The sequence below is a fragment of the Haladaptatus salinisoli genome (assembly GCF_020614375.1).
Taxonomy (GTDB): Archaea; Halobacteriota; Halobacteria; order Halobacteriales; family Haladaptataceae; genus Haladaptatus; species Haladaptatus salinisoli.
This window is the reverse complement of sequence record NZ_CP085327.1, coordinates 2,445,913-2,470,009: the sequence shown is the minus strand read 5'-3', so window position 1 is coordinate 2,470,009 and position 24,097 is coordinate 2,445,913. Positions and strand designations below refer to the sequence as shown.

The window sequence follows — 24,097 nt, the reverse complement described above, 5'->3', positions numbered from 1 at the left end:
ATAATAAACCTACCCGACCGGCGTCACGTCCGTCACGGTTCCGACGCCCTTGCTCTGGCCCTCGCGGAAGACGAACCGCTGACCCTCCTCCACGAGGTAGGGTCGGAACTTGAACCGAACCGCCGTGGTTCCCTTGTCGCCGGGTAGGAGGTGGCCCCCTTCGGGTTCGAAGACGGCGGTCTCGCTGATCGTTTCGAGGTGGACGACGGGTTCGTAGCCGGTCCCGATTCGCGTCGGGTGGTTCAACACCATCACCTCGGCCTCGAACTCGCGGACCGGCGTCGGGTCGGTGTCCCCCGGGAGCAGCACCATCCCCCGCTCGATCTCCGCTTCCCGGACGCCCTTCAACGCGATGCCGACGATGCGGCCCGCCTTCGCCTCGTCGACGCGGTGGTAGTGCATCTCGATGGAGCGCACTTCCACTCGCCGGAAACCGCCGTCCGGCATCGGGCCGAGGAGGAGTTCGTCGCCCGCCTCGACCGACCCGGAGTTGATGGTGCCGCTCGCCACCGCGCCGACGCCGGTCACGCTGTAGGTGCGGTCGATGTACATCCGGAACTCGCCGCTGTCGGCGGTCGTCTTCGGCAGTTGCTCGAACATGGCGTCCAAGGCGTCCAGACCGTCCATCGTGACCGCGCTGGTCAGCAGGATGGGAACCACGTCCTCGCTCACCTCCTCGATGGCTGCGTCGACGCCGTGGCGTTCGACCCGGAGGGGAGTCTTGCCGACGTCGCGGAGCAGTCGTTCGACTTCGCGCTCGACCTCCTTCGCCCGGTCGTCGTCCACGATGTCTATTTTGGTGATGGCGACGATGGTGGGGAGTTCGGTCGCCAGCAGGATGCCGAGGTGCTCGCGCGTGGTCTTCGTCGGCCCGTCGTCCGCGGCGACGGTCAGCAGACCGTAGTCGAGTTTCTGCCCGACGAGACCGCGAATCGTGGTGCGGAGCCACGGTTCGTGGCCGACGGTGTCCACGAACGAGACGAGTCGGTCGCTCTCTTCGACCACGCGCGCGCGGTCGGACTTACGGTGGGGGTTGTCCATGTGAACCGAGCCGTCGTCGTCGAAGCCGTAGACGGCGTACGAGAGGTCGGCGCTGAGACCGCGCTGAATCTCGTGCGGTTGGACGTCGAGGTAGCCTCGCGTGCCGCCCTCGCCGTCGTCCGACTGCCCGGTGACGAGACTGCCGATGAGCGTGCTCTTCCCGTGGTCGACGTGACCCGCCGTGCCGACGACGATGTGCTCGCTGTCGGTGTCGAGAACCGCGCCCTCGCGGATGGTGGCGACGCCGACGAGTCCGCCGCTTCCGTCCCGCGTCGTCGCTCGGGTGTGCGCGTTCTTGTCGTCGATACCCCACGTTTGAACGTCCTCGATGTGTGCGCCGGCCTCCTCAGCGAGGAGCGAGAGTACGTCCATCGTTTCGGAGAAAACGTCGGGGCTGATGCCCGCCAGTCCGCCGTCGTCGGTGACGCCGACGACGTACGTCGCCTCGCCGTCCCCGGAGAGGACGCGGTGCCGGAGTTGCGCGGCGAGACTCTCCATTCGCCCTTCGGCGAGGTGGATCTCCCTCGTCAGTCGTTCCTTGAACTCCACGCTGCCGCCCTCGTGCTCTCCCCGATCGAGAGCACGCTGCAAGGCGGCGCGGTCAGCGCTCATGAGCACGGATTGGGGCCGACGGGGCAAAAGATTTGCCCGCGTTGCGGGCCGGTTCGCGGCGAATCGAGGCGGCGTCCACGGCGTCGATTACGGGTCGGCGGGCAGCGATTCGTCGCGGACGAAGCGAACGCGGAGGCCGCCGTGTCTCGCCGCCTCGCTCACCGCGATGGTCGCGTTCGTCGCGTCGGCGTCGACGGAGAAGACCGTCCAGACGGTCACCGACTCCCCCTCCTCCAAGACGGTCGAATTGAACCCGCTCGCGTTGACGAGCGGTTGGTGTCCGCGGAGCGTTCCGTTCGAGCGAAGGACGAAGTCACGCTGTCGCAGGCCGACCGAATCGGCTCCCGCGTTCGTGACGTTCATCGAGACGAGGAGGAACCGCTCGCCCTCCCGCGGGCGATACACGCCCGCGTCGTCGGATTCGGGGTCGATCTCGCTCACCCGTTCAGCGTTCCACCGAACGTCGAGCGCGCGGGTGACGTTGTCGGGGGTCGTGGACGCCGCCGTGACGTTCCAGTCGCTCTCTTCGACCTTGCTTCCGGTTCCGAGAATGGTCGGCGCGACGACGACCGCCAGTACGACGGCGAGGACCGCGACGACGACGCCGGCGACCGCCTTCGGCGGGACGGACGCGGGAATCGGAAGCGAAAGTCCGCCGTCCTCCGCGTCGTCGGATTCGTCCTCGTCGTCCTCGCCGTCGGCGGCGTACCGGTCGACGAGGTCGTGGAGTTCGCGCGCCTCGACGATGGTGCGCAGTTTCTCGCCGTCGACGAGTTGCACGCCGGCCCCCTCGGCGATCTTCCGCGCGTCGTCGGTGAACATCCCCGGCGTGACGACGGCACCGTCGTCTACCCCGTACTGCTTGCAGAGCATGACGAACTGCTGGAGCGCCTTCCCGCTGACGCCCTCGCCGGCCCCCGGTCTCGCCCAGATGAGACCCTCCGCGCCTCCGCGCTGGAGCGCGACGAACGACTTTCCCGACTTCGTCGTCACCTGCGTCTGCCACCCCTGTTTCTGCCACAGGGCGGCGACGAACCGGGCGAACTTCGACTGCTCCATCTGACGTATCATGATCTGCGGGGTGACGCTCGGTTTGTGCTGGTTTCCTCAGTCATCGTATAAAAACTATCGGACACATGGTCATCCGCGCCTGACGGCGAGGAGCGCCGCCGCCGCGAGCGCGACGAGCGCGGCGAACGCGTCGAAGCCCGGAAGACCACCCTTCGAGACCGTCTGCGCGGTGATGGGTCGGTCGGTCGGAACCGGCGTGGGCGTCGAAGTCGTCGCGGTCGCGGTCGTCTCGGTCGTCGTGTTCACCGCGGTCGTCGTCGTGGGGGTGGTGGGCGTCGCCGTCGTCGTCGGAACGGTCGTCCGCTGCGGCGCGCCAGCGACGACGCCCCTGACCGTCATCCCTTGGTCGCGCAGTTCGAGCGTGAACTCCGTCCCCGGTTCGACGCCGCCGAAGTCGAACGTCGCGGCGAACGTTCGATTCGCCGTGACCGTCGCGGTCTTCGGCCAGTAGAACGGTTTCGCCCCCTCGTCGAACGCGGTGACGTTTATCGTCGTCCCCGGCGCGAGGGTCGTGGTCCCGCCGACGGTCGTCTCGTTCTCCACGACCAGCACGTCGCCCGTGTAGTCGAGTTCGACCCGACGTTCGACGACGGTGAACCTCGTCGTCGCCGTCTCGGATTCGGCGACCATCGGATTGTCCTCCCCGATTTCGAACGTGACCTCGTACTCGTCTCCGACTTCGACGCCGTACTCCGGGTCCGAAGTGTTCAGAACGAGATAGAGCTCGTCGTTTTCTTCGTCCCAAAACCGCGTCGCATCGTCGCCGTCGAACTCGTTCGGCCGGGTATTTCGCTCGTAGTTCGACTCGTGGAAGGTGACGGTGACGTTCTCCGCACCGCCGCCGAGATTCGCCCGCTCGATGAATCCGCCGAGGCCGGAGGCGTTCAGCGCGAGCACGAACTTGTCGCCCTTCGCTATCGTCCCGTTCTCCGTCTCCGACGCCGCCTTCCGCAGGTCGGCGGGGGACTCGAACGCCGAAACGTCGGTGCCGGCCGGGAGGACTAACGTCTCCGCGTCGCCCGTTTCGCGCTCTTTCACCGCGAACGACCCGATGTCCTGCGTGACGCTCTCGCCGCCGATTTCGACCGTGACGTTCATGTCGTACGTTCCGGGTTCGAGCGGACCGGATTCCGACGGAATCCTGACCTCGGGTTTCCCCTTCATACCGCCCTCGACCAGCGTGACGGACTCGTTCGGATCGTCCGCCCGATAGGTGTTGATGGCGAGCGTCGTTTTCCCTTTCGGCACGGTCACCTGCGCCCAGAACCCGTCGTTCGGAGAGCCGAGGTTCACGGTCGCCCGTTCGTTCGCGCGGACGGTGACCTCGATAACGTCGCCGCGCTCGTCGCCGACGGTCGCGTCTTCGAAGTTGGCTCGCTTCGCGTCGACGACGCCGACGGAGGCGAGCGGCGCGACGGCGAGCGAGCAGAGGAGGACGGCGACCAACCACGTCGGCGCGTCGGTGTCAGATTTCAACTATAAACACCTTTTCGGTAGGACTGTTCGAAGGGGTTCCGAAATTCGGTGTTTCGGTTCACTCGGGCGTCGGTGACCGGCGTCGATAACGTCGGCATGGTGAAGTAAGATGTTTGTTGTGATCCGACTGTTATAAATTCGCCCGTAAATACCGCGCGTGATAATCAGACCGCTGACCCCCGTCAGCGGTCGTTCTGCAGTCGCTCGTACGCCCGGTTGACCCGCTTGAACGCCTCTTCGTTTCCGTCTTCCCGGTCGGGGTGGACGCTCTTAACCTTCTTGCGGTACGCCCGCCGAACCGCGTCGGCGTCCGCGTCGGGAGAGAGTTCGAGGATTCGGTACGCCTCCGCCGTACTCGGACCGGACGGGCCGCCGACCGTGGCTTGCGTGCGGGCGCGGGCGTCCGCTCGTCGTCGCGTTCGCTGGCGCGTCCGGCGGCGCGCGCGCTCGCGCGCCGCGCCGGGATTCGGGCCGAATTCGCCGTTCGCGTCTCGGTACGCCGCCTCCCGCTCTATCTTCTCGGCGAGGCGCCCCGTCGCGTGGTACCAGAGGATGGCCGCCGTGATGCCGAACGGGACCGCGAAGACGACGAGAAACGGATTGTACACGAAGCCCAGAGTCGCCATCGAAACCGTGATTCCGGCGAAGACGGCGGCGATTCCGAGCAGGAGGCGCGACCTGTGCACGATTTCGCTACGTGCGGGCGGGTGTTAAGCCTCTCGCCGCCCCCACACTGATACCGCTCGCCGCCGTACCGTCGAGCATGAGCGTCAGTGGCCTGTGCCAGATCTGTGAGGCCGCCGAGGCGACCCACGACTGCGACCGCTGCGGCGCCCTCGTCTGTACCGAACACTGGAACCGCGAGAGCGGTCTCTGCGTCGAGTGCGTGGCGGAGGTCGGCGGAGGACGGGAGCGGCAACCCGGAGAACCGGGGGCGGAGGACATCACCCCGCCGGACACCGACGACGAGACGCACCGACTCTGAGAACGCCGGCCCGTCGTTCGAGAGCTCGGCCTACCGATACCGGTTCAACTGCTTTTTGAGTCGCTTCGCCGCCCGCCCCGCCGCCTTGTCGAAGTGCTCGCCAGCGTCCTCGTCCGCGAAGATGATACCCCGCGAGGAGTTGACCAGTCCCGCCCCGTCCGCGAGGGCGTGGGTCGCCGCCGCCTCCGCGTCGCCGCCCTGCGCCCCGACGCCGGGGACGAGGAAGGGGAGGTTCGGCACCTGCTCGCGGAGTTCCTCGAGTTCGTCCGGCGTCGTCGCGCCGACCACGAGGCCGACGTTCCCGTTCGCGTTCCAGAGGTCGGCGAGCGAGGCGACCCACTCGTAGACCGACTCTCCGGACGCCAGTTCGAGGTTCTGAACGTCGCTCCCGCCGGGGTTGGAGGTTCGACAGAGGATGAAGACGCCCTTCTCCTCGCGCGAGAGGAACGGTTCGAGCGAGTCGCGGCCCATGTACGGATTGACCGTGATGGCGTCGGCCGCGTCGAGCAGTTCCGCGTACTTTCGGGCCGTGTTGCCGATGTCGGCGCGCTTCGCGTCCAACAACACCGGCACGCCCTTTCCGTGCGCGTACGCGATGGTCTCTTGGAGCGCGGCCCACCCGTCCGAGTCCTCGTAGAAGGCGACGTTCGGCTTGAACGCCGCCGCGTGTTCGTGCGTCGCGTCGATGATTCGGCGGTTGAACGCCCACCTCGGCAGGTCGTACTCGGAGAGGTGGTCCGGGATTCGGTCGACGTCCGCGTCGAGGCCGACGGAGACGATGCTGTCGGTCGCCGCGATGCGATCCGCGAGGCGGTCGAAGAAGTTCATATCCCGAGATGTTCGCGGTGGGTCATGGATGTATCGAACTGATAAAGAGCGCTCGCGTCCAAGACGCACTGAATGCCCGTCACCGCCGTCGGTTTCGACCTTGACGACACGCTCGCCGTGACCGAGCGCCCGCGAGACGAACTCCTCGCGGACGCGACGGACGCGGTGGGCGCCCCGGCGCTCTCACGCGACGAGTACCTCGACGCACACGGTCGGCACCTCGGCAGCGAGACCCGGCGACCCATCTTCGCCGACCTGCTCTCCGAGGAGGGCGACGTCTCCCCCGACGAACTCACGGAGGCCTACCGAACCGCCATACTCGACGCCCTCGAGCCGCTCGAGGGCGTCACCGACCTGTTCGAGACGCTCCGCCGCGACTACCGCGTCGGGGTGCTCACCAACGGACCGGTCGTCGCCCAGCGGGGGAAACTCGCGGAACTGGGGTGGGACGGCCGCTTCGACGCGGCGGTCGTCACGGGCGAACTCGACGCCGGGAAACCGGACCGACGGGCGTTCGAGGCGCTCTGCGCCGAACTCGACTCGTCGCCGAACGAGACGGTGTACGTCGGCGACGACCCGGAGATGGACGTTCGGGGCGCGAAAGACGCGGGGCTGCTGGCGGTGCAAGTCCTCTACTCGAACGGACCGGAACCGGAACCGGCGGCCGACGCCTACGTCGAGCGCGACGCACTCGTCGCGACGCTGCCCGACGTGCTCGCGTCGCTCTAGCGAACCGCCGCGACGAGTGCGTCGACGGCGCGTTTGACCTCCGCACCGCTCTCGACGAAGACGAGGACGCGGGGCGGTTCGACCGCCTTCGGACGGACGCGGAGACCGGCTTCGCGGGCCGCTTTCGCCGCGGCCTCGATACCCTCGGAGAGTTCGACGCGAACCCGGTCGGGCTGGACGAACACCTTCGCGACGACCTCGCCACCGCCGCTTTCACCGTTCCGTTCGACCTCGTAGGCAAGCGCGCCGTCCGCGGTCGGTTCGACGTTCCGGTTCGCGTTCGCGACGCTGAGCGAATCGAGCGGCGGGTCTTCGCGGCCGTCGACCTCGGACGAGAGTATCTGTGCGATGCGTACCCCGTCGGTGACTCTCTCCTCGACCATACTCGCAGTTGACGAGGCGCAGGCTTACGCTTTGAGGTCCGCGAGCGCCTCGTCGGCCTCGGCGCTCACGTCGATCCCCCGCCGGCGGGCGTAGAGGATAGCCGCCGCTTCGACGGTGACGCCGACGCGCTGCTGGAGTTCGTTTATCTCGGCGACGGCGGTCTGTTTCGCGGTGCCGCCGGAGACGACCTTGTCCAGCACCTTCTCGAACGTCGATTGCTCCTGGAGGAGGCGCTCGTCGGGGACGAACTCCTCCGGTATCTCGACGGCGGCCGGGTCGAACTCCGCGACCAAGTCGTCGCCCTCGCGTGCGAGCAGTCCCTGTCCGCTGGCGACGTCCACCAGCCGCTTCGCCTGGTCGGGCGAGAACCAGTCGCGGTCGAGCGACAGCGCGACGACGAACTCGCTTTTCCGCATTCGCTCGCGGCCCTTCTGTTGGAACGGGGCGGCGACGGCGATCCGCAAACTCATCGTCCGGCGGAACTGGACGCGACGGCCTAAATCTGCCGATGTCGAACCGCGAATCGAGTCATTAAAGTGTTTCGTCGCCGACCCTCACGATATGAAAGACCAGGGACGCTCCACGCGAAAGCGAACCGGCGGTCGATTGCGACCGATCAAGAAGAAAAAGAAGTACGAACTCGGCCGCGAACCGACCGAGACGCAGGTCGGCGAACCGCGGTACCGCACCATCGACGCCCGCGGCCGTAACTCCAAGATTCGCGCGCTCACGACCGACGTGGCCAACGTGACCACCGACGGCGAGACGGTGAACGCGACGATTCAGGACGTCCTCGAAAACGGCGCGAACCCGAACTACGCCCGCCGGAACATCATCACGAAGGGCGCCATCATCGAGACGGACGAGGGCACGGCGCGAGTGACCTCCCGCCCCGGCCAGACCGGACAGGTCAACGCGGTGCTCGTAGAGGAGTAATCGGTTCCGTATTCTTCGATTTCGACGGGCTTCGAGCGGCGGCTCTCGTTTTCGCTCTCACCGAACCGTCGCGCCGAGTTGCTGCACCAGTCCGAGCATGTCGCTCTGCGTCCACGTCTCGACGAGTTTCCCGTCCGCGAAGCGATTCATCTCGATGGCGGTCAGCGTCACCCGTTTCCCCGTCGGCTGGATGTCGAACAGCGACCCTTCGTGGGTGCCGGTCATCGTCCACCGGAGGGTCACCGTGTCGGCCGCGGATATCGCGTCGTCGATGGTGAACTCCATATCCGGAAATATCTCCCGCGTCGAGTCGGCGAGCGCCTTGTACAGCTCCGGACCGCGTAGCTCCTCGGCGATGGCTCGGTCGTGGATGAGGTACTCGGGGGCGACGAGTTCGTCCGCGACGGCCGGGTTCTCGCCGTTCCAGACCCCTTCGTAGAGTCTGCGGAGTCGCACCTCGTGCTCGTCGGGCGTCGTCATCGTTCTCAGAACGAGGGCCCCCGAACTATTAACTCTGAGCGTGCGGTCGACGGCGTCGGAGTCGCGCCGAGTTCGCCCGGTTCAGGGACGCGGGGCGGCCTTCTGCAGCGCCGTCTCCGCGATGTTGCCGCCGTAGTCGGCGCAGCGGGAGAGGGAGTCGACGACGAGACCGAGCAGCTGCGCCTGCTGCGGGTCCTGCTCGCGGAGTAGCTTGTCGATGGCGCGCGCGTGTTCGTCGATGGCGAGTATCGACTGGCGGGCGTCGTTGGCGAGTTCCGTCGCTTCGTCGCTCTCGTCCAGAAAGAGGGCGTCCATCGCCTTGTCGATGACCTCCGTCGCGTCGTCGTGGAGTTCCTCGAAGCTCTCGACGACCTCCTCGGGAACCTCCGACAGCTGAAGCGTGAGCTGTCCGATCTTGGCTGCGTGGTCGGCGATGCGTTCGAGTTGGCGGGCGCTGGAGTGGTAGTCGAAACACACCTCGCGCGACATCCCGAGTTCCTCGGTCGCCTTCGCTGTGCGGAGCGCCGCCCGGAAGATGCGCGAGACGACGAACCAGAGGCGGTCGACGTCCTCGTCGCGTTCGATGACGTCTTGGGCGATGTCGTCGTCGTTCTCCGCGAGGGCGGTGATGGCGTCGTCCAGCATCGAGAGGGCGATGAGCCGCATGCGCGTGACGGCGTTGTGTATCGACAGCTCCGAGGAGTCGAGGAGGTCCTGTATCACGACGCTGTTGCCCGTCTCCTCCAACACTTCGAGGCCGACGAGGCTCTGGGTCGCGTCGCTGATGGTGCGGCGCTGCTCGGTCGTGATCCGACCCGCTTCGAGTCTGATGATGTCGAAGCCGCTCACGTACATCGTGAACACCGCGCGTCGCAGTTCCTCGTCCTGTAAATCCCGGATGTCGAGCGAGCCTTCGAGCCGGTCTCGGTCGTCTCTCGGGGCCAGCAGTAGAGAGTCGGACTCAGGGTAGAACTCGACGATGCTCCCCGCTTCGATTCCGTTCTCCGTCGCCCACGTCTTCGGGAGCGAGACGGTGTACGTAGAACCGCCGGTGACCTGCACCTTGCGCGTCTCCATGTTCGTCGTTCGAACAGGGGACACCATAAATCCGTCTATGTCTATATACCATCCTGTAAAAGACTGTTGCGAGCGGAGATGTATATCCAGGCGACGTTCTTCGAGGAGAGAACGTGTTTACCCGGTCTCACGTTCGTCGATGTCGGGAGATACATACGTCGAGCAAATCCCGAAGATACCGACGTATCCGCCCTTGTCGAGGATTTTACCCGCCGATACTCGACCGCCTCGGGACGTGACTGCTTGCAGGACAATAGCATACAGAGAAGTATATAGATATAATAGCAACGCATTATTACGTCCCGTTCTTGGAACGTAGTGATGTCAAATAAGTCGTCAGTCGGCGTTTCGCGGCGGAAGTTCCTCGTCGGAGCGGGGACGACCGGCGCGGTCGCGCTCGCGGGGTGTACGAAGAATCCGGCGGCCGGAGGTTCGCAGGACGGCGGCGGACTGAGCGGTTCGATCAGCATCTCGGGTAGCTCGACGGTGTTTCCGCTCGCACAGGCGATACAGCAGCGATTCAATAAGAAATACCCGGACGTGGGCATCGACATAAAGTCGACCGGAACCGGCGGCGGGTTCGCCAACCAGTTCTGTCCGGGGCAGACGGAGTTCAACAACGCCTCACGACCCATCAAACCGCAGGAGCGCTCCGCGTGCAAGAAGAACGGCATCGAACCCGTCGAACTCAAGGTCGCGACGGACGCACTGACGGTTATCGTCAACCCGAAGGCGGACTGGGTCGATTGTATGACCGTCGACGAACTCAAGAAGATCTGGCAGGGTGGCAACAACAAGGTCCAGAAGTGGAGCGACGTGAATCCCGATTGGCCGGACAAGAAGATCCAACTCTACGGTCCGACCGACGCGTCCGGGACGTTCGACTACTTCCACGAGGCCATCGTCGGCGAAGATAACGAACATCGGATGGACCACCAGGCGAGCGAGCAAGATCGGACGATAATTCAGGGGGTATCGAAGGACAAGTATGCACTGGGCTACCTCGGGTTCGCGTATTACAGCGAGTACAAAGAACAGGTGAAAGCCCTCGGCATCGACAACGGGAACGGTTGCGTCAAGCCGTCGCTCGAAACGGCGAAATCCGGGAAGTACAAACCCCTTTCCCGACCGCTGTTCACCTACGCGAAACGGTCGGCACTCAAAGAGGATCACACCGCGAAATTCGCGAAGTTCTGGGTCGAACATTCGACGAGCAAACAGATCGTCGCCAAGAGCGTCGGCTACGTGCCGCTCAGCAACGACGAACAGAAAAATCAGATGCAAACCCTCGAAAAGGCCATCAAGAAGGCGAACGGGAACTAAATAGCCACGCCGATAAACGAAGGTCTTTTTCGAGTACAACCGGAGGATACGAACGATGGGCGCTGACCGGATAACACAGGATCTTACAAGACGGACGGGGAATTCGTCGCAGGAGGTACTAGCGTGGGCATTTTTCTTCACGTGTGCTCTCCTGTCGATACTCACTACGATCGGTATCGCGCTTTTACTGATCAACGAATCGTTGCGCTTTTTCAGCGAAACGGCGGGACTTCTCGGCGTCAGCGGGGAAACGGCGTCACTGATGGAATTTTTAACGGGGACGACGTGGCGACCCAGTAACCACCAGTTCGGCGTGCTCGCACCGTTGACGGGAACGCTGATGGTGACCATCGGATCCGCGATTATCGCGCTCCCGCTCGGCGTTGCCACCGCGCTGTATTTGAGCGAGTACGCCAGCAAGCGCGCGCGGTCCGTACTCAAACCGGCGCTCGAAATCCTCGCGGGCGTCCCGACGGTTATCTACGGGTTCTTCGCGCTCGTCTACATCACGCCGCTACTCGAGCCGATATTTCACGTCTCGTTCTTCAACATGATGTCGGCGAGCATCGTCGTCGGAATCATGATCATCCCGATGGTCGCGTCCATCAGCGAGGACGCGATGAGCGCGGTGCCCGACGAGTTACGACAGGCGGGGTACGGGATGGGTGCGACGAAACTGGACGTGTCCATCGGCATCGTCATTCCCGCCGCCATCTCCGGCATCTTCTCTTCGTTCATCCTCGCGCTGTCGCGCGCCATCGGGGAGACGATGGCGGTGACCGTCGCGGCGGGGAGCGTCGCGTTCTTTCGAAATCCGTTCAATCCGTTCGCGTTCACGAAACCGAACATGCCAATGACGGCGGCCATCGTGAACTCGTTGACAGGCGACTTCGCCGGCGGTGGGATAGCGTATCGAAGCGCGTTCGCCGTCGGTCTCACCTTGTTCGTCATCACGCTCCTGATGAACGTCGTCAGCGACCTCATCGCGGAGCGATACCGGGAGGAGTACTGAAATGGCGGCCGACACGGAACGATACGAGACGATAGGGCAGTTCGAACGGGTCAGCCGAACCGCCGGAACGGCGTTCAAGTACCTTCTCCTGGCGGCGACGCTCGTCGGCATCGTCTCGCTTGGCGTGTTGCTGGTGTACGTGACGAACGACGCCATTCAACCGCTCACCGCGGACGCCGGATGGTATCTCGTCTTCTTCCTCGCCTTCGTCGCACCGACCGCCGTCGTCGGGCGGTACCTGAATCGACGAGGCGGTAACGCCCTCTCGACGGGAGCAACCGCGCTCGGTATCCCGCTCGTCGGATTGGTGTTCGCGGCCGGCGTATCGACGGTGTTCATCGACGTAGTCTATCCGCTGGTGTGGTTCGCGTACTTCGTCGCGGTCGCCGTCCCGGTCGTGATCGCCGTGGGACTGAGCCGAAGCGACGTGCAACTACCGTTTCTCGGATGGTTGGGCGTCACCGTTCTCGCGTTCGTCGCGTCGATCGTCCTCGTACCGTACGGCATTCTCAGACTCCTTTACGTCCCAACCAACGGGATGTCGGTGGCGCTCACGTTCGGTTCGGTGGTGGCGCTCGCGGCTCGCTCGTACGTCGATCATCGATGGGACGGGGAACGTACCGCCGACGTCGCGGCGGTCGTCGTCCTCCTCGCGACCATGCTCGCAGCACCGGTCGGTCGACTCGTCGGAATCGGTGCTGTTCCCGTAGCGCTAATTATGGCACTCGCAGGCGTTCCGTTCGGCCTGTACGTCGCCGACGTCGCCGCACACCGACCGCGGGATCGCGTCGGGATAACGCTACCTGTCGTCGTCGTCCTCGGCGCGCTGCTCGGGGCACTGCTCGTCGACATCTTCGGCTTCGCCGGACCGCACTCGTGGCTCGATTGGGCGTTCGTTACCGGCAACAGTTCGGACACCGCCGCCAACGCGGGTTTGTACCCCGGCATCGTCGGATCAGTGCTGTTGATGTTCGTCGTCGCCCTCGTTTCGTTCCCGCTCGGCGTCGGGGCCGCCGTGTACCTTGAAGAGTACGCCCCCGATAACCGGCTGACGAGGATCATCAAAATCAACGTCTCGAACCTGGCGGGCGTTCCCAGCGTCGTCTACGGACTACTTGCCGCGGGGGTCTTCGTCACGTATCTCGGCCCGGGTATTCCGGTTCTACCGCCGAGCGTCGCGGAACCCCTCGGTCTATCGCCGATCTTCGTCGCCGGCAACTTGTTCGGTTCCGGGACGATTGTGGTCGGGGGACTCGCACTGTCGCTTCTCATCCTGCCCATCATCATCATCTCCTCGGAAGAGGCGATTCGCGCGGTGCCGGACGATATGCGCCAAGCGTCGTACGGGATGGGAGCGACCCGCTGGCAGACCGTCAGGAACGTCGTCCTTCCGCGCGCCTTCCCCGGGATACTCACTGGAACGATCCTCGGACTCGGGCGGGCGATCGGCGAAACGGCACCGCTCATCATGATCGGCGCAGCGGCGATCGCCCCCGTGCCGAGAACGTTCGATTCGGTCGCCGCGGCGATGCCGATGCAAATATTCGTGTACGCGACCACGTTCACCGGACACGACTTTTACACCAAAGTCGTACCGGCGGGCGTCGTCGTGCTACTCGTCGCCATGCTGACCATGAACTCGGTCGCCATCGCACTGCGCAACAGGTATCAGAGGGAGCGATAAACAATGAGCCAAGAGAACATGCCACCGAACGAGGAAACGAGCGAAAAGCAGAGAGAGGACGAGTCGTCAGGGTCGATGAACGACGAGATGCTCATCGAGACCGAGGTGGACTCCGAGGGTGCGCGACGGGCGGACACGCCAGCTATCATCGAGTCGAAGGACATCGAGGTGTGGTACGGCGACGACCAGGCATTGCGGGGAATCGACATAGAGATCCCCGAGAACCGCGTCACCGCGATGATCGGTCCCTCCGGGTGCGGAAAGTCCACGTTCCTCCGGTGTATCAACCGGATGAACGACCTCATCGACGCCGCGCACGTGGAGGGCGAACTCACGCTCCGCGGGAAGAACGTCTACGACGGCGATGTCGACCCCGTGGCGCTCCGTCGGCGCGTCGGGATGGTGTTCCAGAAGCCCAATCCGTTCCCGAAGAGCATCTACGACAACGTCGCCTACGGCCTGAACATTCAGAACAAGGACGGCGATTACGACGAAATCGTCGAGCAGTCGTTGAAGCGCGCCGCGCTGTGGGACGAGGTGAAAGACCGGTTGGACGAGTCCGGTCTCGAACTCTCCGGCGGACAACAGCAGCGACTCTGCATCGCCCGCGCCATCGCGCCCGACCCGGAGGTGCTCCTCATGGACGAACCGGCGAGCGCGCTCGACCCCGTCGCCACCTCGCAGATAGAGGATCTCATCGCCGAGCTCGCCGAGGACTACACGGTCGTCATCGTCACGCACAACATGCAGCAGGCGGCCCGTATCAGCGACAAGACCGCCGTCTTCCTCACCGGCGGCGAACTCGTCGAGTTCGACGACACGCAGAAGATATTCGAGAATCCCGAACACGAACGCGTCGAAGACTACATCACCGGGAAGTTCGGATAGACGCACACCGAAAACAACCGAATCACAGCTATGGCACGAAAAAGCTATCAACAGCAGTTGGCCGACCTCCAAGAGAACGTTCTCTACATGAGCGAGGTGGTGATGGAGCGCCTGCGCCTCGGACTCAACGCGCTGGAACAGAAGGACCGGGAACTCGCCCGCGAGGTCATCGAGGGCGACGACGAGGTGAACGAACTGTACCTCAAACTCGAACAGGACTGCATCGACCTGTTCGCGCTCCAGCAACCGGTCGCCAGCGACCTCCGGATGATAGCGGCGACGTTCAAGATAATCACCGACCTCGAACGCATCGCCGACCTCGCGGTGAACCTCGGCGAGTACACGCTCGCCGCCGACCGCGACATGTTTCCGGAAGTCGACATCCAGGAACTCGGGAACGTCACTCTGGAGATGATGGAATCGACGATGGACGCGTACGCCGACGAGGACACGGAGGCTTGCTACGCCGTCGCAGACCGCGACGACCACTTGGACCAGCTCTGCGAGCGCGCGAGCGCGCTGGTCGTCCGCGACCTCATCGAGACGGAACTGGAGGAGAACACCGAAGAGGAGGTCGAACGCCTCCTCCAGGACGTCTCCAGGCTCCTGCTCACCATCCGCGACCTCGAACGGGTTGGCGACCACGCGGTCAACATCGCCGCCCGCACGTTCTACATGGTCGAGAACGACGACGAACTCATCTACTAAGCGCGCCTCCTTCTGCGGTCGTCTCCGACGACGAACTCATCTACTAAGCGCGCCTCCTTCTGCGGTCGTCTCGGCCTTCCTCCCTGGAAAAGAGCTCGACCGAAAGCCTGCGCTCCTCCCGACGGTCGTTGATCTGTCCGCTCACTGCGTTCGCGGTAGGGTAACGGCGCAGTCGAAGCCGAGGGCGGCTACGGCGACAAGAAATCGATCGCCCCGATGAACGCGCCGATCAGGATGAGGACGAAGCCGATTGTGGACGTGATCGGCTCCGGAAAGACCAGGAGGATCAGGCCGATGAGCAGGAGGAAGCCGTAGACCTTCGGGTCGGCGACCCGGTGGACGGTGGACGGGAACCCCTCGTAGACGCCCTCGTTGTCCCCGGAGCGACCGGCCAACCCCGGGTCTCCCTCTTCGTCCTTGACGTACACGTCGTCGCCCTGACGCGAATCGGGCGGCGTTCTGTTGGTGTCGCGGTCGGAGCTCATACGCTACAATTGAGTCGAGACGCGGATAACGCTTCGGGCGGCGCTCGGTTTCGACTTTTGGCCGAATCGGCAGTCGACACAACTCTCGAAAGCCGTCGGTGACGCAGCCGCCGGCGGCTAGCCCGCTCGCCGCGAGCGTAGCGAGCGGACCCAGAGCGGACCGAAGGGAGCACCGAGGTTTTGGTACAGCTGTTGCCAGGGAGGAAGGACGAAACCGGCGGTACAGTGCCGCCGGTTTCGGCACCCAACCGCAGAAAAAGGTGCTATTGGAACCCGATGCGCCCGCCGGTCTGGCGCTGAGGTGCGGACGAACCGCCCTTGAACTCCCGTTCCATCTGCTCGTAGTAGTCGAGCAGGTCTTCAGTGATGGTGGCGCGGACGCTCTCCATCGACTTGCGGAAGTGGCGCATCTCGACCTCGTCGGCCTCATCGTCCTCGCGGAGCGCCTCGATGGCCGCCTCGCGCGCGATGGATTCGAGGTCGCTGCCGACGTAGCCGTCGGTCATCTCGGCGAGTTCGCGCAGGCTCACGTCGGGCGCGAGCGGCGTGTCGTCGGTGTGAATCTTGAGGATCTGCTCGCGGCCCTCGTCGTCCGGCTGGCCGATCATCACGAGGCGGTCGAACCGCCCGGAGCGGATGAGCGCCGGATCGATCATATCGGGGCGGTTGGTCGCGCCGATGACCATCACGTCGCCCTTGTCCTCGAGGCCGTCGAGTTCCGTCAGCAGTTGGTTCACCACGCGCTCGGAGACGTTGCTCCCGACGTCCTGACTGCGGCCGGGGGCGAGGCTGTCGAGTTCGTCGAAGAAGATGACGGTCGGGCTGACCTGCCGCGCCTTGCGGAAGGTCTGGCGGATGGCCTTCTCGGACTCGCCGACCCACTTCGACAGCAGTTGCGGCCCGCGCACGCTGATGAAGTTGGCGTTCGTCTCGTTGGCGACGGCCTTCGCCATCAGCGTCTTCCCGGTTCCGGGCGGCCCGTAGAGCAGGACGCCGCTCGGCGGGTCGATACCCATGCGGTCGAACTTCTCGGGCGAGGAGAGGGGCCACTCGATGCTCTCTTTGACCTGGCTCTTGGCGTCCTCCAGACCGCCCACGTCGTCCCACGACACCTTCGGCAGTTCGACCAACACCTCGCGCATCGCGGAGGGTTCGACCTCGTTCAGCGCGCCGCGGAAGTCCTCGCGCTTGACGATCATCCGGTCGATGAGCGACGGCGGAATGGACTCCTCGTCCAGGTCGATTTCGGGGAGGTAGCGGCGGAGCGCCTTCATCGCGGCCTCCTTCGTCAGGCTCTCGATGTCGGCCCCGACAAAGCCGTGCGTGTCGTTCGACAGACCGGGGAGGTTAACGTCGTCCGAGAGGGGCATCCCGCGCGTGTGAATCTGGAGAATTTCCGTCCGACCTTCCTCGTCCGGAACGCCGATCTCGATCTCGCGGTCGAAGCGACCGGGGCGTCGGAGCGCCGGGTCAACCGAGTCGACCCGGTTGGTCGCCGCGATGACGATGACCTGTCCCCGCGCTTCGAGACCGTCCATCATCGTCAGCAGTTGGGCGACGACGCGGCGTTCGACCTCGCCGGTCACGTCCTCGCGCTTCGGCGCGATGGAGTCGAGTTCGTCGATGAAGATGATAGAGGGAGCTTCCTCGGCGGCGTCCTCGAATATCTCCCGGAGCTGTTGTTCGGACTCGCCGTAGTACTTGGAGATGATTTCGGGCCCCGCGATGGAGAAGAAACTCGCGCTGGTTTCGTTGGCGACCGCCTTCGCCAACAGGGTCTTCCCGGTGCCCGGCGGGCCGTGGAGGAGCACGCCCTGCGGCGGCTCGATGCCGAGCTTCTGGAAGATTTGCGGGTGCTTCATCGGGAGTTCGACCATCTCCCGCACGCGCTGAATCTCGTTCTGGAGGCCGCCGATGTCCTCGTAGGTGATTCCCCCGCCGGTCTTCTCGAAGCCGGATATCGGCTCCTCCCGCAGTTCGACCTCGGTGTCTTCCGTGATGAGGCAGACGCCGTCCGGGTCGGTCTCCACGGCGATGAGCGGAATGGCCTGTCCGGGCGAGCGCATGAACGGGTGGTTCGTGCTCGACATGACGGGCACGATGTCGCGCTCGACGACGGGGCGCTTCAGAATCTGGCGTTTGACCATCCCGGCGGCGTCGCTTCCGAACTGTACGCTCGCCTCCTCCGGCGGCGCGAGTACCAGTTTGTCGGCCTTCTCGGCTTCCGCTTTGCGGATTTCGACGCGCTCGCCGATGCCGACGTCGGCGTTCTGGCGCGTGAAGCCGTCGATGCGCACCGTGTCCGTGTTCCAGTCCTGCCGGTCGGCGCGCCAGACCTTGGCCGCCGTCGTGTCGCCTCCTTCTATCTCGATGATATCTCCGGGACTCAACTTCAGATGTAAGAGCGTGTCCGGGTCGAGACGGGCGATACCACGGCCCGAGTCGTTCGGGTACGCTTTCGCCACCTCCAATTGCACTTCGTTCATGATTGTTCAGTTGCGGGGATAGTTGTGGGTGATGGTTCGCGGGGTATAAGTCCTTTGTTAGCGGGACTTTCGGTCACGCTAGTCACCGATAGCCGCCGATAGCTCGAACCGTGCCCGCGTGCGATTGGTGACTACTACGGGACGGCAGTACAAAGGGATAGTGGTGCCGACACGACCGATGGGATTTTCGCACTCCGGCGCGCGATGCGACGTATGAGGACGCTTGCGTTCGACGGTCGGATGGGAGCGAGCGGGGATATGATTCTCGGGGCGCTGCTCGACGCGGGAGCGGACCGCGACGCGCTCTCGCCGGTGGAGGACGCCCTCGACGTGGAGTACGCCGTCGAAAAGACGGTGAAGAACGGAATCTCCGCGACGAGCGTTCGGGTGCTCTTGACCGACGGGGCGAAGTCGGAGGAGGCGGATGACGACCCGCACGCGCACGACCACGACCACTCGCACGAGCGAGACGGTCACTCGCACGACCATCCGCACTCCCACGACCACCGCGCGGAGGGTGCGGGTCCGGCGCGCACCTACCGGGAGGTCGTCGACCTGCTCGAATCGATGGAACTCGACGACGACGTCGAAACCGACGCGAAGCGGGTCTTCCGAATCCTGGGCGAGGCCGAAGCGAGCGTCCACGACACCGACCTCGACTCGACGCACTTCCACGAGGTGGGGGCGGACGACGCCGTCGCGGACGTGGTCGGAGCATCGCTACTGTTCGCCGACCTCGACCCGGAGCGCGTCGTGACGACTCCCCTCGCCACCGGCGGCGGCGAGGTCGAGATGAGCCACGGAACCTACCCGGTTCCCGCCCCGGCGGTGGTCGAAATCGCGGCGCGGGCGGACTGGTCACTCGCCGGCGGCCCGGTCGAGGCGGAACTGCTCACGCCGACCGGGGCCGCGATTCTCGCCCGCTTCGCGGAGGGCGTCGAGACGCTCCCGACCCTGAACGTCGAGGCCTCGGGCTACGGCGCGGGCGGGTACGACTTTCCGGAGCACCCGAACGTCCTGCGGGTGCTCGCGGGGGAGTCGAGGGGAGGCCTCGTCCGCGACGACGTCACCGTCCTCGAAACCAACCTCGACGACGCGCCGCCCGAGGTGCTCGGCGGGCTTCAGGAGACGCTCTCGGACGCGGGCGCGCGAGACGTTTCCGTCCTCCCCGCGACGATGAAGAAGTCGCGTCCGGGCCACCTCGTGAAAATCGTCGTCAAACCCGAGGACGCGGAGCGGGTCGCCCGGAAACTCGCCGAGGAGACGGGGACGCTCGGCGTTCGTGAATCGGGCGCGAGTCACCGCTGGATCGCTCGCCGGGAGTTCGAGACGGTGGCGGTGGAAATCGGCGAGTCGAACTACGACGTGACGGTGAAAGTCGCGAGCGACGACTCCGGGTCGGTGTACGACGTGAGCGCCGAGTTCGACGACGCGCTGGCGGCGGCGCGGGAGACGGGACTCGCGGTGCGCGAGGTGATGCGGCGGGCGGAGACGGCGGTTCACGAAAACCTATAACTCCCGACAGATCGTAGTCTGGGTATGGTCCGCGTTCGCGTCCAGTGTCCGTTCGAGGGCTGTGCGGGAATGGGCACGTTCGAAACCGACCCTGACAGCGAGGTCGTCACCCGCGAGAAGGGGCACGTCGAACTCGACAAGTTCCAGAAGGTCGGCAAGCAGTTGCTCTCCGGAACCATCGTGAAAGAAGAGCATCTCCGATGCCCGGACGACGAGGCGCACCGGTTCACCGTGCTCGTGGAACTCTGAGTCGTCTCGGGCCGCCTCGGGTCGTCGCCCTCGTCCCCGATCGTCTCACTCCTCGCGGTGCTCGTCGAGCGCCTCTTCGATGGTCAACTCGCCCGCGGCGACCCGGCGAGCCAGTTCCTCGTCGATTTCGCGGTTGTCCGCCGAGTGCTCGCGCGACCGCCGCTTGATGACGCCCAACTCGCCCGCGGTCGGTTCTATCTCGCGCTCCTCGACGACCTCGCCCTCCAGTCGCGCGATGTTGACCGCCGCGAGCGCGTCGCCCATCCCCCGCGCACCGGTGCCGAGAAAGGGGGTCGTCCCCGTTTCGTCCACCAGTTCGACCCGCACGTCGTCGAGTTCGCGGACGAGTTGCGCGCCCTGCAGTCGCGCGCCGTCGCCGATTCGAACGACGGGGTCGACCGCGCCTTCGACCTCCTCTTTGACGATAGCCGCGGCGTCCGCGAGGGGAACGTGAAACGCCGCGGTCACCAGGTCGCCGGAGAGAACCGCGATACCGGGGCGCGTTCCGGGGTCGACGCCGACGACGGTTCTTCCCGTTTCGCCCCGGAGGAGGGCCAGCGCCTCCTCGACCGCCTCGCGGGGCCGTTCCGGGTCGGCGACGACGACGGGGAGGTCGACGTCGACGTCGTCGCCCTCGGCCCGGATGCAGACGCGCGCGCCCTCGGGGAGGTCGTCGCCCGGTTCGACCGTCGTAAACCGGACGCCCCTGTCGCGCAGTTCGTTCACCACGTCGTGGTACACTTCGAAATCCGCTGTCGCAACGACGACTGTCACTACACGCAGTTCGCGGCGGCGGAACAAAGGCACAACGGTCGCGTCGAAACCGGAACCTTTTGCGTGAGAAGTACCAAGAGGAGGTGTGACCGACGCCGAGAAACTGACGACCGGGTGCCCGTCCGTGGACGACCTGCTCGGAGGCGGACTGGAGCGCGGAACCGTGACGCAGGTGTACGGGCCGCCCGCCGCAGGGAAGACGAACGTGGCGCTCGGAGCCGCCGTCGAAACCGCGCGAGCCGGGGGAACCGTGGTCTACATCGACACCGAGGGACTGTCCGTCGACCGCTTCGAGCAGGTCGCCGGCGCGCGCGCCGACGACGTGGACGAACTCGCCTCCCGAATCGTCATCAAGGAAGTGCTCGATTTCGGGGAACAGGAGGAAGCGGTCAGGGACGTGACGGAGTTCGCCGAGCGCGCGGACCTCGTCGTCGTCGACAGCGCGACCGGATTCTACCGCCTCGAACGGAGCGAGGACGAGAAGGCCGGCGAGGCGCTCCGCCGAGTCGCCCGCCAGGTCACCCACCTGCTGTCGCTCGCCCGAAAGTACGACATCGCCGTCCTGCTGACGAACCAAGTGTACACCGACCCGGACTCCGACGGCACCCGCCCCCTCGGGGGGCACACGCTCGAACACTGGACGGGCGTCGTCCTCCGGGTCGACCGCTTCCGCGGCGGGAAACGCCGGGCCACCCTCGAAAAACACCGGTCGAAGTCCGCCGGGGGACGCGCCCAGTTCCGCATCACCGACTCGGGACTCGAGAGCGCGGAAGAGACGATTTGAGAGGCCGACTGATTTTCGTTTTCGAGGAGGACGACCGCGACCGTCGCGCAGCGACACCGCCGACGAGTTACGGAAACGGAGCGAGTCGCGGCGCTATCGACGCGGAAAAACGGGAAGTAAACGACGGATACGACCCTCTCGGTTACAGTTCGTTGAGCTTCCGGAGCAGTTGGCCCTCGTACTCCCGGTCGCTCTGGAGGCCCTTGAGTTCGAGGACGTTGCGCTCCAGCGTGTCGCGGGCGACGTTGAACGCCTGCTCCGCGCCGTAGCCTTCGCCGGACCCCGCGACCTGTCCGCGGTTGGTGCGGAGGCGGATCTTACACTGCACGAGAGGCGTCCCGCGGAGCTTCTCTTTGTGCTCGTGGAACCGGACGTGAGCGTGGCGCACGTGCATCTCCTGATACTTGTTCGTGATCTCCTCGATGCTCTCGCGGATGTCCTGCCGGGAGATGGTGTCGAGGAGGCTGATGTTCGTAATCTGCACGTCCATGTGGTCCTCCTCCGTGAACGTGAGGGCGCGGAGCACGTCCGTCTTGGTGAGGATACCGCCGACGACGCGCTGGTCGTCCTCGGGCGTGACGACGAGTCCGGCGTAGTTCTTCTCGAACATCAGTTCGACCGCCTCGCGGACGGTCGCGGTGAGCGGGATGGTCTCGACGGGGCTGTTCATCACGTCGTACACGGGCAAGTCGAGCATCCGGTTGCTGTCGCCCGTGCGCTCGCCCGTGGTCGGCTTGTCCATGTTCCGGGTGACGAAGTCGACGATGTCGTGGGTCGTGACCATGCCGGTGAGGAAACCGTCGTCGTTCACGACCGGGAGGCGGGAGATGCTGTGCTCCCGCATGTTGTTTATGACGCGGCCGAGCGTCGCGTCTTCGGGAATCGTGATGGGGTTTTCCGTGTATATCTGCTCGACGACGAGGGCGTCCAGATTCTCGAGGACGCCTTCGAGTATCATGTCCTCGTCGACGATGCCCCAGACCTGGTCGCCCTCGAAGATGGGCGCGACCTTCGTCCCACCTTCGACGAGCGCCCGCGCGACATCGCGTACACCGTCGTTCCAGTTCACCTTGGGCGCGGGTTTCGTGAGCGTCGCCACTTTCGTCTGGTCTTCGATGTGCGACTGCAGGAGCTGTTTCTGGGTGATGACTCCGTCGTACTCACCCGCCTTGGTCACGACGATGCCCTTCGGGTTCTCCTCCTCGAAGATCGAGCGCGCCTTTCCGAGTCGTTCCTCCGCTTCGATCTCGAAGTACTCCGTGGTCGCGATGTCAGAGATATCCATCGTCGTTTTGAATGTCGTACTCCGTGGTCTTGAACTTTGTCGCACGAGGAGCATCTCTGCGGGGTTTTTAGGCGCGGAAACCGTACGTAGCGGACGTGTTACCAGACATCGGCGCGGTGTTCGGCCCGTACACGTACCTCGCCAGCGAAGTCGTCTTCGGGTTGCTCGCGCTCCTGTTGCTCGCGCGGGCGGACGCCCTCGCCCGCGCCGGGAAGACCATCCTCGTCCTGTACCCGCTCGCCTACGTCTGGGACTGGTACACGCTCACCATCGGCGTGTTCGAGATACCCCTTCGGACCGGGGTCGAACTGGCGGGGATACCCATCGAGGAACACGTCTTCATGGTCGTCGTCCCGGCGCTCGTGCTCGGCGTCCACGAGAACCTGTGGCACATCCGAGATGAGGCGCCCGAGACGGCCGGTAAGCGGTGATTACCGCCGGAAGGCTGGACGGTATGGGTGGACTGTCATTTTCCGTAACCACTCGTTTACCTCTGGTAAATGGTGAATAACAAAGAACAAACCCGGTAATGTTCGAATCCATGCTGGGTTACGAGCAAGGGGTGGCGGAGTAATGAGCACAATCGGCGACTCCTCTGGCACGGGGAGTAACGATACGGACAGCCAATCGAGCGGGTCGGACTCGACCGTCGCTGAACACGTTTCGGACATATTCGAATCGAAGCAGTCGCAGGAAGAGCGGGCCACACCCCTCTCCCGCGACATGGTTTTCGACGTACTGAAAAATCAGCGCCGCCGGTACGCTCTTCACTACCTGAAACAGGCCGAAGAAACCGTCCAGTTGAGCGACCTTGCCGAGCAGGTGGCCGCGTGGGAGAACGACACCACGGTGGGCGCCATCTCGGCCGCGGAGCGAAAGCGAGTCTACACCGCGCTCTATCAATCGCACCTCCCGAAACTCGACGACGCGGGGATCGTGGATTACAACCAGAACCGGGGCATCGTGGAACTCGCCACCGCCGCGGAGCAGCTCGACCCGTACCTCGAAACGAACACCGGCGACGATATCTCGTGGTGCAAACGGTATCTCGGACTCGCCGCCGGCGGATTCGCGCTGCTCACCGCGGCGTGGCTGGAAGTCCCGCCGCTCGCCGGAATCGCCGACATCGGTCTCGCCCTACTCGTCGTTCTCGCGTTCACGCTCGTCGCGGTAGCTCACACTTACGACGCGCGACGAGAGTCAACGACCGGCGAACCCATGCCGGAGATTCTGGACGAGTAGAACCGGATACGCTTTTATCGACTCGTCGTCGGAAGCGACTAGC

Annotated in this window: 26 protein-coding genes; 13 read left to right on the top strand and 13 right to left on the bottom strand. The window is 64.8% G+C overall.

Features of this window, described 5'->3' with window-relative positions; all coding sequences use genetic code 11:
* Positions 1–9: 9 nt before the first annotated feature.
* The 4 genes from LIX00_RS13490 to LIX00_RS13475 form a co-directional block, all read right to left on the bottom strand.
* Entirely contained in the window at positions 10–1,653 is a 1,644-nt protein-coding gene (locus tag LIX00_RS13490) for a GTPBP1 family GTP-binding protein (RefSeq protein ID WP_227353707.1), read from the bottom strand.
* Between the two features lie 87 nt (positions 1,654–1,740).
* Positions 1,741–2,724, bottom strand: coding sequence for a restriction endonuclease (locus tag LIX00_RS13485; RefSeq protein ID WP_227353706.1), 984 nt, complete (start codon positions 2,722–2,724; stop codon positions 1,741–1,743).
* 69 nt (positions 2,725–2,793) lie between these two features.
* Positions 2,794–4,200, bottom strand: a complete 1,407-nt coding sequence (locus LIX00_RS13480; RefSeq protein WP_227353705.1) for a BGTF surface domain-containing protein — start codon at positions 4,198–4,200, stop codon at positions 2,794–2,796.
* A gap of 182 nt (positions 4,201–4,382) precedes the next feature.
* Positions 4,383–4,886, bottom strand: coding sequence for a J domain-containing protein (locus LIX00_RS13475; protein WP_227353704.1), 504 nt, complete (start codon positions 4,884–4,886; stop codon positions 4,383–4,385).
* Positions 4,887–4,963: 77 nt separating this feature from the next.
* Here LIX00_RS13475 and LIX00_RS13470 point away from each other — a divergent pair, with 77 nt between their 5' ends.
* Entirely contained in the window at positions 4,964–5,185 is a 222-nt protein-coding gene (locus LIX00_RS13470; RefSeq protein ID WP_227353703.1) for a hypothetical protein, read from the top strand.
* A 30-nt stretch (positions 5,186–5,215) separates the two neighbouring features.
* On the opposite strand, the gene pyrF is transcribed toward LIX00_RS13470, so the two are convergent.
* Positions 5,216–6,013 (bottom strand): orotidine-5'-phosphate decarboxylase, encoded by a 798-nt coding sequence (gene pyrF / locus LIX00_RS13465; protein ID WP_227353702.1) that lies wholly within the window; start codon positions 6,011–6,013, stop codon positions 5,216–5,218.
* Positions 6,014–6,085: 72 nt separating this feature from the next.
* Here pyrF and LIX00_RS13460 point away from each other — a divergent pair, with 72 nt between their 5' ends.
* The gene (locus LIX00_RS13460; protein WP_227353701.1) at positions 6,086–6,742 is read left to right on the top strand and encodes an HAD family hydrolase; all 657 of its coding nucleotides are present in this window, start codon (positions 6,086–6,088) and stop codon (positions 6,740–6,742) included.
* Here LIX00_RS13460 and LIX00_RS13455 read toward each other — a convergent pair.
* Entirely contained in the window at positions 6,739–7,125 is a 387-nt protein-coding gene (locus LIX00_RS13455; RefSeq protein WP_227353700.1) for a DUF7993 family protein, read from the bottom strand. The two genes, LIX00_RS13460 and LIX00_RS13455, sit on opposite strands and share 4 nt — an antisense overlap.
* 24 nt (positions 7,126–7,149) lie before the next feature.
* Positions 7,150–7,596, bottom strand: a complete 447-nt coding sequence (locus LIX00_RS13450) for a DUF2240 family protein (protein WP_227353699.1) — start codon at positions 7,594–7,596, stop codon at positions 7,150–7,152.
* 91 nt (positions 7,597–7,687) lie between these two features.
* Here LIX00_RS13450 and LIX00_RS13445 point away from each other — a divergent pair, with 91 nt between their 5' ends.
* On the top strand, positions 7,688–8,062 hold the full coding sequence (locus LIX00_RS13445) for a 30S ribosomal protein S8e (protein WP_227353698.1): 375 nt from the start codon (positions 7,688–7,690) through the stop codon (positions 8,060–8,062).
* A gap of 57 nt (positions 8,063–8,119) precedes the next feature.
* Here LIX00_RS13445 and LIX00_RS13440 read toward each other — a convergent pair whose 3' ends face one another.
* Both LIX00_RS13440 and LIX00_RS13435 read right to left on the bottom strand, forming a co-directional pair.
* Positions 8,120–8,542, bottom strand: coding sequence for an ester cyclase (locus LIX00_RS13440; RefSeq protein WP_227353697.1), 423 nt, complete (start codon positions 8,540–8,542; stop codon positions 8,120–8,122).
* A gap of 81 nt (positions 8,543–8,623) precedes the next feature.
* Positions 8,624–9,619, bottom strand: a complete 996-nt coding sequence (locus LIX00_RS13435; protein WP_227353696.1) for a phosphate signaling complex PhoU family protein — start codon at positions 9,617–9,619, stop codon at positions 8,624–8,626.
* Positions 9,620–9,940: 321 nt separating this feature from the next.
* On the opposite strand from LIX00_RS13435, the gene LIX00_RS13430 reads away from it, so the two are divergent.
* The 5 genes from LIX00_RS13430 (at position 9,941) to phoU (ending at position 15,234) form a co-directional block, all read left to right on the top strand.
* Entirely contained in the window at positions 9,941–10,942 is a 1,002-nt protein-coding gene (locus LIX00_RS13430; protein WP_227353695.1) for a PstS family phosphate ABC transporter substrate-binding protein, read from the top strand.
* A 55-nt stretch (positions 10,943–10,997) separates the two neighbouring features.
* Positions 10,998–11,954 (top strand): phosphate ABC transporter permease subunit PstC, encoded by a 957-nt coding sequence (gene pstC / locus LIX00_RS13425; RefSeq protein ID WP_227353694.1) that lies wholly within the window; start codon positions 10,998–11,000, stop codon positions 11,952–11,954.
* 1 nt (position 11,955) lies between these two features.
* Complete coding sequence (gene pstA / locus LIX00_RS13420) at positions 11,956–13,638, top strand: phosphate ABC transporter permease PstA (RefSeq protein ID WP_227353693.1); 1,683 nt, start codon at positions 11,956–11,958, stop codon at positions 13,636–13,638.
* An 87-nt stretch (positions 13,639–13,725) separates the two neighbouring features.
* Positions 13,726–14,526 carry a phosphate ABC transporter ATP-binding protein PstB gene (pstB, locus tag LIX00_RS13415; protein WP_227355704.1) on the top strand — a complete coding sequence of 267 codons (801 nt, stop codon included), beginning with the start codon at positions 13,726–13,728 and terminating at the stop codon, positions 14,524–14,526.
* Positions 14,527–14,556: 30 nt separating this feature from the next.
* Positions 14,557–15,234, top strand: a complete 678-nt coding sequence (gene phoU / locus LIX00_RS13410) for a phosphate signaling complex protein PhoU (RefSeq protein WP_227353692.1) — start codon at positions 14,557–14,559, stop codon at positions 15,232–15,234.
* Positions 15,235–15,422: 188 nt separating this feature from the next.
* On the opposite strand, the gene LIX00_RS13405 is transcribed toward phoU, so the two are convergent.
* Entirely contained in the window at positions 15,423–15,719 is a 297-nt protein-coding gene (locus LIX00_RS13405) for a hypothetical protein (protein WP_227353691.1), read from the bottom strand.
* Positions 15,720–15,982: 263 nt separating this feature from the next.
* Positions 15,983–18,205, bottom strand: a complete 2,223-nt coding sequence (locus tag LIX00_RS13400; RefSeq protein ID WP_227353690.1) for a CDC48 family AAA ATPase — start codon at positions 18,203–18,205, stop codon at positions 15,983–15,985.
* A 213-nt stretch (positions 18,206–18,418) separates the two neighbouring features.
* Here LIX00_RS13400 and larC point away from each other — a divergent pair, with 213 nt between their 5' ends.
* Complete coding sequence (larC, locus tag LIX00_RS13395; RefSeq protein WP_227353689.1) at positions 18,419–19,720, top strand: nickel pincer cofactor biosynthesis protein LarC; 1,302 nt, start codon at positions 18,419–18,421, stop codon at positions 19,718–19,720.
* 24 nt (positions 19,721–19,744) lie between these two features.
* The gene (locus tag LIX00_RS13390; RefSeq protein WP_227353688.1) at positions 19,745–19,969 is read left to right on the top strand and encodes a hypothetical protein; all 225 of its coding nucleotides are present in this window, start codon (positions 19,745–19,747) and stop codon (positions 19,967–19,969) included.
* Between the two features lie 45 nt (positions 19,970–20,014).
* On the opposite strand, the gene LIX00_RS13385 is transcribed toward LIX00_RS13390, so the two are convergent.
* Positions 20,015–20,743 carry a RuvC family protein gene (locus LIX00_RS13385; protein WP_227353687.1) on the bottom strand — a complete coding sequence of 243 codons (729 nt, stop codon included), beginning with the start codon at positions 20,741–20,743 and terminating at the stop codon, positions 20,015–20,017.
* 85 nt (positions 20,744–20,828) lie between these two features.
* On the opposite strand from LIX00_RS13385, the gene radB reads away from it, so the two are divergent.
* A complete protein-coding gene (radB, locus tag LIX00_RS13380) occupies positions 20,829–21,527 on the top strand; it encodes a DNA repair and recombination protein RadB (protein ID WP_227353686.1) in 699 nt (232 codons plus the stop codon).
* A gap of 142 nt (positions 21,528–21,669) precedes the next feature.
* Here radB and LIX00_RS13375 read toward each other — a convergent pair whose 3' ends face one another.
* Positions 21,670–22,812 carry a CBS domain-containing protein gene (locus tag LIX00_RS13375; RefSeq protein WP_227353685.1) on the bottom strand — a complete coding sequence of 381 codons (1,143 nt, stop codon included), beginning with the start codon at positions 22,810–22,812 and terminating at the stop codon, positions 21,670–21,672.
* A gap of 95 nt (positions 22,813–22,907) precedes the next feature.
* Between LIX00_RS13375 and LIX00_RS13370 the strand changes: the two genes are divergently transcribed.
* The gene (locus tag LIX00_RS13370) at positions 22,908–23,243 is read left to right on the top strand and encodes a lycopene cyclase domain-containing protein (protein WP_227353684.1); all 336 of its coding nucleotides are present in this window, start codon (positions 22,908–22,910) and stop codon (positions 23,241–23,243) included.
* Positions 23,244–23,385: 142 nt separating this feature from the next.
* Positions 23,386–24,054, top strand: coding sequence for a DUF7344 domain-containing protein (locus LIX00_RS13365; RefSeq protein ID WP_227353683.1), 669 nt, complete (start codon positions 23,386–23,388; stop codon positions 24,052–24,054).
* The last annotated feature ends 43 nt before the right edge of the window (positions 24,055–24,097 follow it).